The organism is Martelella limonii, assembly GCF_013344475.1.
GTDB classification, from domain to species: Bacteria; Pseudomonadota; Alphaproteobacteria; order Rhizobiales; family Rhizobiaceae; genus Martelella; species Martelella limonii.
In genome coordinates this window covers 1-7,598 of sequence record NZ_JABUOU010000021.1, presented here as the reverse complement: position 1 = coordinate 7,598, position 7,598 = coordinate 1, and the positions used below count along the sequence as shown (strand labels likewise).

Sequence of the window (7,598 nt, the reverse complement as noted above, 5' to 3'; positions counted from 1 at the left end):
GGCCCGACTGGAGCGCGGTGTCTGCCAGCTCCGGGATGGCGGCGAGGTGGTCGTCAAAGGCGAGCCCCATCAGGTCGGCAAGATCTTCGACCTGCTTCGCGGCAAAACCGGGTTTTCGGGTGGCGAGTCTTTTGTAGGCCAAAACCGCCTTGCCGGCGGGACCTGGATCGTCGCCGGCTGCGGTGAGCAGAACGGCATCGCGGAGCGCCGCCTCGTCTTCGTTGCGACCGGTCAGACGGACGGCGGCGACGGTGCATTTCAGGGCCTGCCGCTCGCGCCAGCAGCCGCCCCAGACTGGTTCGGACCGGACGAGATCATCAATCGATTTCAAGGCAATAACGGCAGCGACGGCGGCATCGACTTCGGTCAGATCGGGCCCACGCGGGCGGGCCCAAGCTGGCAGGGGCTCGGTGATCGCGTCGGTTCTGGCGTGTGGTGAGGCGTGGTAGCCCATGGCGGTGAGGCTAATCGGTAGGAGCAGTTCATGCTAGGTTTTTATGATACAACAGCACGACTTGTCTTTTCTGCATTATGATTGATAATCTTGCAGTATCAATCACTTAACCTATCATGCAAGCCTAGCTAAGCATCAACCGAGCGGCCCCACGCTGTCGGTCTCTTACACATAAAAAACGGAATTTAGTCGCATTCGGAAAACTATTCACCATCTATAGCTGCATGATCTTTCCAACCTAGCCCGCCGTTCAAGTGGCAGGCTGCAAAAGCCTCCACGCCTCGGTCTCCAGCACCACTGCAAGCCGGTCTGCAATATCTATGCTCACGGCATAACGGCATCGCTCCAGCGCACCGACATAGGTCCTATCTATGCCGGCACGGTGTGCGAGCTCCTCTTGTGATAGGCCCTTGGCCTTGCGGGCCGCTTTCAGGTTCTGTGCGAAGATTTCCCGGATGTCCATGGACAGGATCATCAATGGGTTGATGAGTATATAGCCACGGAGTATACTCATCTTTGTGGAATTTGACCCCTTACTGCAGAGCATCCTGGCATGACCCACTCAAATCGCTTCCAATCCCTTGTTCTCGCTGGCGCCATGGCGCTTTTCGCAGTTTCAGTTCACGCCGAGACAATCGAATTCCCGGACGACAGCTTCTGGCGCGCCTTGACGCAGTCGCTCACAGGCAAGGGCCCAGACCTCGAGGCGCTGGCGAAGCAGTCGCCTGAGTATCGGGCGGCGGATGAGTTTTCGCGAGAGGCGGTGCTCGCCGAGCAGGTAGCGCTGCTTGAGGCGGGGCAGATGCGTGTCGGGCCGGAGACGGAGGTGTTGATGCGGGTCTCCGTCCGGCTCGGCGATTATGATGCCGGGCGTGGCGGGTTTCCGGTGAGCCTTTTTGCACCGGGGGTCTATCTGCAGGTCGGTGGCGGCCTGCGGTTCTCCAATGGCAGCGAATACGCGATCCTGCCGGCCACGCCGGATGAAGGCCGTGAGATCCGGGCGCGGGAGCCTCCGTCGCTGGGCGGCACTGCAATTCTGCGCGCCGGGGATTTTAGACGCGATCCGGGGCATGCGAACGGCTTGCTCGCGACGCTCTACAAGTTCGACTATGTCGACCGGGATGGCGGGATCATTGCCAGCATGGCCCATGAGCCTGACACGCTTTCGCTGGATGAAGATGCAATCGAGGCACTCGTCCAGAAGACGCAGGCCGATGTTCTGGAAGCTGCCGCCCTGCCGCCGATCGGCTCGGACTGGAACACCGTACGCAATGCGCTGACTGCAAATTATGGTTTCGCGGTCAGTGACAGTCACGCATACGACGATGGCCGCTTCCGAATGGCGGGCGGCCGCGTCGAAGAAGAGCAACTGGATGAGGCCACCCGTTTCCGGGTCGGCTTCGGCAATGACGGCGACATGGTCGGCAAGATCTTTGCCAATCAGAGTGTAACGGCCAAAGCCCGGCTTCCCTTGGGCGAGATCGATACCAATCCGATCGGGCGGGCGCTTGATTGCGGCACGCCGCATATCGCCGATGCCTGTGGCGTCCTGATCTTCGACAAGCTGGATGACGCGTGGATATTGACGCGCGCCGAAGGCGTTCTCGATCTTGCCGAGGCGGACTATGACACGGCGATAGGAGACATGCTTGGCGCGGATGCTGGCGCGTTCCTACGCTCAGATCTCAAGGTCGGCTGGCATCCGGAATGGCTGAAGGGCGATACCGGCGGGATATATTTCTCGGATGCCTATGTATCCGCCGCCCGTTATATCCTCGGCGAGGATATGGGCGATGGGCCGGTTTATATCCGTCCGACTGACCCCTGGCGGGACGGAACGGTCAATCACGAGATCGCGCTCTATGCCGTCGATGGCGCTGACGGGCGCACACCGCTGATCTTCACGCTGGCACCGCGGGATCTTGTGACGGAAAGTCCCACTGCTTCCGATCTCTCCGGCCATCGCATTCTGCCGGCTGACATGGAGGGCCTGACCGCCTATCAGACCTTCGAGGATGCACGGTTCCTGCCGGCGATCACCTCCGTCATCAGGGATGCCGATATCGAAGCACTTCAGCGCGCGACCGCCGTCGGTTCCGGCGCCTTCGAGGAGAAGGCCGGCTGGTATGTCCATGGCGGGTGCCGTCCGCATGTCTGCAATGGCGAGTTTGCGACCGTGGCCGTGAAGGCCTCCGATGGCTCGGTTGTGATCGTCCACTCGGTGGACGGAACGCCACATGTCTATGGCGCCGAACGCTCCGACCTGCCGCCGGTGTTTGCACGGCACGGACTTTAGGCCCGCTCATCCATTTTCTTTCTTTTCTGACCCGGACGTCCCGCTGCCGGCATTCAATAGGAGTTTCCCATGGCAAATCCTGCAAGGCTGGATCTCGGCTTCCGGGTCGAGGAACAGGGCGAAGGCCTGCTTGTGTCCGGCAAGGGCGCCGGGCTGAAGATCGGCCACATGATCCTGATGTTCTTCGTGCTGCTTGTGCCGGCGGCGATGATCGCCGCCTATCTTCTGAAAGGGCCGCTCAGCTTCCTTTCAGGGGTGATGGCGCTGGCGCTGGTCGTTGTCATCGATGTGGCGGGCCTCTGGGCGATCAACCGGCTGAAGAGCCCGCGCTTTGCCTTCCTGCTGCAGCCAACCGGCCTGCAACGCGAAGGCAAGCTCTATCCCTATGCCGAGATCGGCGAGATCTTCATCGACAATCCGCACATGAAGGGTCAGCGACTGGCGTCGGGCGACATAGAGCCGGCGTTCATGGTCGCAGCGTCAAACCCCGCTGGCATGATGGCAGCCCTTTCGGTGGTGGCGACCGCTCAGACGACGGCCCAGCTGATCGGTCTCGGCGTCCGCATGGGGGCTGGGGTCAATTACCGGGTCAATATGCGCCACGGCAACAAGGTCATCCGGCTTGCGACATCGCTCGACGAGAATACCGCAGTCTCGCTGTTCGGGTTTCTGACGCGGGACGCGTGAGACGCAGGTGCGGTGCGCGATGGATGCCTTCTTCGATGTCTTCAAAGCCGCGCCACCCGGCGCGGCTTTCTCACATCAGCTCCAACCGGACCTCATTGTTCAAAATGCTGCTCGAGGATCCGGCGGATCATCTCCGGGCGGGTTGGAATGTCTTCCTCGTTGCGTCGAAGCGCATCGATCTTCTTCAAAAGCTCCTGCGAGACGCGCAGTGTGAGCGGGATATTGTCTTTCTTCGGAGGTGCCATCTGATTTTCCGCATTTCAATGTTGACATCGGAAATTCGTAATGGCATAAATAGCGAACGCTGGCAAGGGTTGCCGCCCTCAACCAGCGCTCTGACCACCTAAACCTGTATGAGAGGTTCAAATGGCTACCCAAGCCCCTATCACGCCGGAACCGGCGAATGAAGATGCGTGCGCGCATCAATCCTCCCCCATCGCTCAACTTTTCTCCGTCATGCTCGACCGAATGGCGCTTGCCATTGCGGCAGAGCATGAGATCGAGGACGCGGATATCTTTGCGCCGGCCTTTGATCTCTGGCTGCGCGATGCCGAGATCGCGCTTTCCAATCTGACCGACACCGTCTGTGCGCTGATCGCGATGCCTGTTTCCGGCCCGACCGACCAGCCGCTGCGAGACCTCGCCTTCATGGCATACGCCGTCATGGGCGCGGAGACCGCAACGGAAGCAGATCAAGCCCGTGCCCGGTGCACCGGTCAGCTGCTGCGCTCCATGATCTCGAACGGCGGCGAGTATCGGCTGATGCTTGCGCGCGGCAGTGCGCTTCTCTCCGAACTGATCACGCTCGATATCTATCGGCATGAGCCGGAGGCAGAGGTGCTGATCGAAGGCGGAGTTTCGCCGACGCTCTGAGCGCGTTCTTTCCCATTCTGGAACAGTGCGAACACGGGTCCACCGTGATCGCATGCGCCTGACCGTGCCCTGCCGAGCCTTTGCGCCCTAGCCGGCACTCCTGATCCATCGCCTCCGGTCCACCCGGACGCCCCGTCTTACTTGCTGCCGCCGAAGATGATCTTCGGCGCTGACGCTCCCTCTTTGCCTTTTGAAGGATGGTTTCCATGACCGCACCGAAGAAACCCCGCAAGCCGCTTCATATCCCGCATCGCTCCCGCCATGTGCCGATGAGCAAATGGAAGACCCGTTACAACGGCCCCGTTCCCGAACAATGGCATGCCATTGCCGAGGAAAAGGGGTTCCGCATCCATGACCGGGTCGGCGATCGCTATCATCTGATCCTCGAATGCCACCGCTGCGGCGGCCATACCCTGCAGAAGGCCTTCGTGCTGCGCACCGCAAATCCGATCTGCGGCGCCTGCCAGTCCGCACGCGAAGAAAAGGCTGCCGAGGATTGCGGCTTCGAACTGCTCGGCCGCAACGAGGACGACTATCGGCATCGTCAGTACCGTATGCCCTGTGGCCATATCCTCACCCGGCAGGCCGGCAGCATTGAAAGGCTCCGCAGGAAGGGCAAGGCCGAGGGCCTCTCCGGCTTCCGCTGCCCCACCTGCCATGCCCAGCAGTTGGCAGCGATGGCAAGGGAACGCGGCTGGGCGCTGCTCGGTCCCGATCCGGAAGGCAAGAGCAATTACCGGCTCTATCGCCATGGCTGCGGAAATCTCCAGCGCATCGCCATCGCCAACATGATGACGGGCCGGTTCGGCTGCTCCGGTTGCGGCGAATGCTGGTCGGCAGCGCCCAGCGCCATCTATGTCATGGCTTTCGACGTGGAGGATGAGGGCAACTTCATCAAGATCGGCTATTCCCGCGATCCGGTCTCCAGGCTGCGCCATCAGCTGGATCTCGCACCCTATGTGAAAGCCCGCCTTCTGCACCGCATCCCGATCGCAACCGGCCATCTGGCACAAAAGACCGAGAAGGCCCTGCATGCGGCAATCGCGAAGGCGCACCCCGGCCATGTCGTCGCACCCGCCGACTTCCGCCACTGGATCAATGTCCGCTCCGAGATCTATCGACCCGCGATCCTCGACTGCCTCGCGATCACGAAGACAGAGATCACCCTGAAGGCAGCGGGCCGCGAATAACCGTCGCTTGCCGAACCGCTGATCGCGCCCCAACAGAAAAGAACGGGTTCCCCATGAATACCACTATCCAACGCCCCGCCTGGGCCGGCTATGCCGACGAACTGATCTGGCGTCTGCGCCACAACCCCAACCTCGTCGCCATGACGGATCAGGCCAGAGAGAGCAAGTTCGATCGCGACCTGAAACAACCAGGCTACCGCTCGCGCAAACATCCCTCCCTGTCGATCATCGATCTTCTGGACGGGAGCGATGATGAACCTGATAAAATCATCTCGACCGGCCTGCGCACGCGCTACCCGGTCTCGGCGCTGTCTGCGCGGATGATCTCGCTTGCTATCCGCCTTGCGGCGAGTTTCGGCTCAGGGAGGTCCTTTGCGGAAACCTGCCTGAAGCCCTCAGGCGTCACCGTCATATCCGGGATCGACACGGATGTCTCGGATCTCGTCTATCGGCTGATCCTCTATATCATGCTTCCGCCCGGCATCAGCGTCGACAGCCGGGCCGATATTCTGGCGGGAGAGGACAGCGGGCTGATGGTCGCCACCAGCGATTCCGGCTCGGCCAAAGCCAGACGCGACTTCTTCAACGACATCATGGCGAGCCTCGATCATGGCTTTCCCCTGCTGATCCTGCAGTCCGACGACATCGAGCTGCCATCCCGGCTTGCAAGAATCCTGCCGGAACCGCTCCGGCTTCACCCGCTCTCCGGCGAGATCATGCTCCATCATCTGCGCCTCACCCATGGCGCCGGCATGGATGAGGACGCCGTGCGCAAGGCCTTGCCGGATGACAAGGCGCTGCAGTCTCTTCCCTTTGAGGCAATCAGTGCGGCGCTCCGCGCATCAACGGCAGAAAAGGTCGCCGCCTGTCTCGCCCTGCAGCTGACGATCGATGAACGCCCGGCCGGACCGGGGCTGGATGCAATCGCCGGCAACAACGAGGCGGTTCAGACCGCCCGGCTGATGATGGCGGATCTCAAGGCATGGCAGAAGGGCGAGGCGGAATGGTCGGAGATCACAAGATCATTGCTGCTTTACGGTCCGCCCGGAACCGGCAAGAGCTATCTTGCCCGTGCCATGGGTCAGACGCCGGATGTCGGTTTCGTTCAGGCAAGCTTTGCCACCTGGCAGGGGCGCGGCCATCTCGGCGACATGCTTGCGGCGATGCAGGCAAGCTTTGCCGAGGCAAAGGGCAGGAAGCCGGCAATCCTGTTCATCGACGAGATCGATGCTGCAGGCTCGCGCACGGCCCGCGACGATCACGCCGTAACCTACCGCACCCAGGTCATCAACGGCTTCATCGAACAGGTCGATCTGCTGATGCAGGCGGAAGGCGTGCTGCTGGTCGGCGCCTGCAATGATCCGACCCGGCTTGATCCGGCGATCCTGCGCGAAGGCCGCTTCGACTTCAAATGCGAGGTCCCGCGGCCCGACCACGCGACGATCCTCTCGATCATGCGCCTGCATCTTGCAGGACACTTCCCGGAGGAAACGCTGGACACCCTTGCCCGCCGCGCCATCGGCCTGACCGCGGCCGAGGTCGATGCTGCAATCCGCAGGGCACGCTCGCTTGCGCGCATGGAAGGCCGTGCCCTTCAGGAAGAGGACCTTGCCCTCAATCTCGCCGAGACGCTTGATCCGGAGATCGACTTCCGCTCCGCGGTTCATGAATGCGGCCATGCCATCGTCATCCATGCCCTCAACCTCGGCACGGTCGAGCGCCTCTCCATTGCCGCCGATGGCAATGGCAGCACCCGCCACCGGGTGCGGCGCGACGAGCAACTGCTCGTCGATATCGAGGCAGAGCTTGCCGGCAGCATGGCTGGCCGCGCGGCAGAACGCCTGATCTTCGCCGATATCTCCGCCGGCGCCGGCGGCGGCATCACCTCGGACATTGCCATCGCCACCGATCGCGCCGCCCGGATCGAAACCCATCTCGGTCTTGGCCAGTTCGGCCCGGTCTGGCTCGGCGCCCCTCAGGCATATCAAGAGATCGCCGAAACCTTGAGGCTCCGCATCCGCGAACGCCTGATCAAGGCCGAGTCCCGCGCGGAAAAGCTTCTCACGCATAACCAGGACCTGCTGGTGTGGATGGCCGA

Annotated in this window: 8 protein-coding genes; 5 read left to right on the top strand and 3 right to left on the bottom strand. The window is 61.8% G+C overall.

Going from position 1 to position 7,598, the window contains the following annotated elements; genetic code table 11:
• Both HPQ62_RS20750 and HPQ62_RS20745 read right to left on the bottom strand, forming a co-directional pair.
• Positions 1–454, bottom strand: a 454-nt coding sequence (locus tag HPQ62_RS20750; protein WP_174804505.1) for a DUF1403 family protein, incomplete at its 3' end; no start/stop codon positions are given.
• A 250-nt stretch (positions 455–704) separates the two neighbouring features.
• The gene (locus tag HPQ62_RS20745; protein WP_174804506.1) at positions 705–917 is read right to left on the bottom strand and encodes a helix-turn-helix transcriptional regulator; all 213 of its coding nucleotides are present in this window, start codon (positions 915–917) and stop codon (positions 705–707) included.
• A 90-nt stretch (positions 918–1,007) separates the two neighbouring features.
• Between HPQ62_RS20745 and HPQ62_RS20740 the strand changes: the two genes are divergently transcribed.
• Positions 1,008–2,750, top strand: coding sequence for a hypothetical protein (locus tag HPQ62_RS20740; protein ID WP_174804504.1), 1,743 nt, complete (start codon positions 1,008–1,010; stop codon positions 2,748–2,750).
• A gap of 69 nt (positions 2,751–2,819) precedes the next feature.
• Positions 2,820–3,437, top strand: a complete 618-nt coding sequence (locus HPQ62_RS20735; protein ID WP_174804503.1) for a hypothetical protein — start codon at positions 2,820–2,822, stop codon at positions 3,435–3,437.
• A 92-nt stretch (positions 3,438–3,529) separates the two neighbouring features.
• On the opposite strand, the gene HPQ62_RS20730 is transcribed toward HPQ62_RS20735, so the two are convergent.
• Positions 3,530–3,682: a ribbon-helix-helix protein, CopG family gene (locus HPQ62_RS20730; protein ID WP_174804502.1), complete on the bottom strand. Its 153-nt coding sequence runs from the start codon at positions 3,680–3,682 to the stop codon at positions 3,530–3,532.
• 121 nt (positions 3,683–3,803) lie between these two features.
• Between HPQ62_RS20730 and HPQ62_RS20725 the strand changes: the two genes are divergently transcribed.
• The 3 genes from HPQ62_RS20725 to HPQ62_RS20715 all read left to right on the top strand — a co-directional run.
• Positions 3,804–4,310, top strand: coding sequence for a hypothetical protein (locus tag HPQ62_RS20725; protein ID WP_174804501.1), 507 nt, complete (start codon positions 3,804–3,806; stop codon positions 4,308–4,310).
• A 206-nt stretch (positions 4,311–4,516) separates the two neighbouring features.
• The gene (locus HPQ62_RS20720; RefSeq protein ID WP_174804500.1) at positions 4,517–5,500 is read left to right on the top strand and encodes a GIY-YIG nuclease family protein; all 984 of its coding nucleotides are present in this window, start codon (positions 4,517–4,519) and stop codon (positions 5,498–5,500) included.
• A 53-nt stretch (positions 5,501–5,553) separates the two neighbouring features.
• Positions 5,554–7,598, top strand: a 2,045-nt coding sequence (locus tag HPQ62_RS20715) for an AAA family ATPase (RefSeq protein WP_174804499.1), incomplete at its 3' end; no start/stop codon positions are given.

Coding starts and splice junctions, on each gene's coding strand:
- HPQ62_RS20745 (WP_174804506.1), bottom strand. CDS start 917: ATGGACATCCGGGAAATCTTCGCACAGAACCTGAAAGCGGCCCGCAAG.
- HPQ62_RS20740 (WP_174804504.1), top strand. CDS start 1,008: ATGACCCACTCAAATCGCTTCCAATCCCTTGTTCTCGCTGGCGCCATG.
- HPQ62_RS20735 (WP_174804503.1), top strand. CDS start 2,820: ATGGCAAATCCTGCAAGGCTGGATCTCGGCTTCCGGGTCGAGGAACAG.
- HPQ62_RS20730 (WP_174804502.1), bottom strand. CDS start 3,682: ATGGCACCTCCGAAGAAAGACAATATCCCGCTCACACTGCGCGTCTCG.
- HPQ62_RS20725 (WP_174804501.1), top strand. CDS start 3,804: ATGGCTACCCAAGCCCCTATCACGCCGGAACCGGCGAATGAAGATGCG.
- HPQ62_RS20720 (WP_174804500.1), top strand. CDS start 4,517: ATGACCGCACCGAAGAAACCCCGCAAGCCGCTTCATATCCCGCATCGC.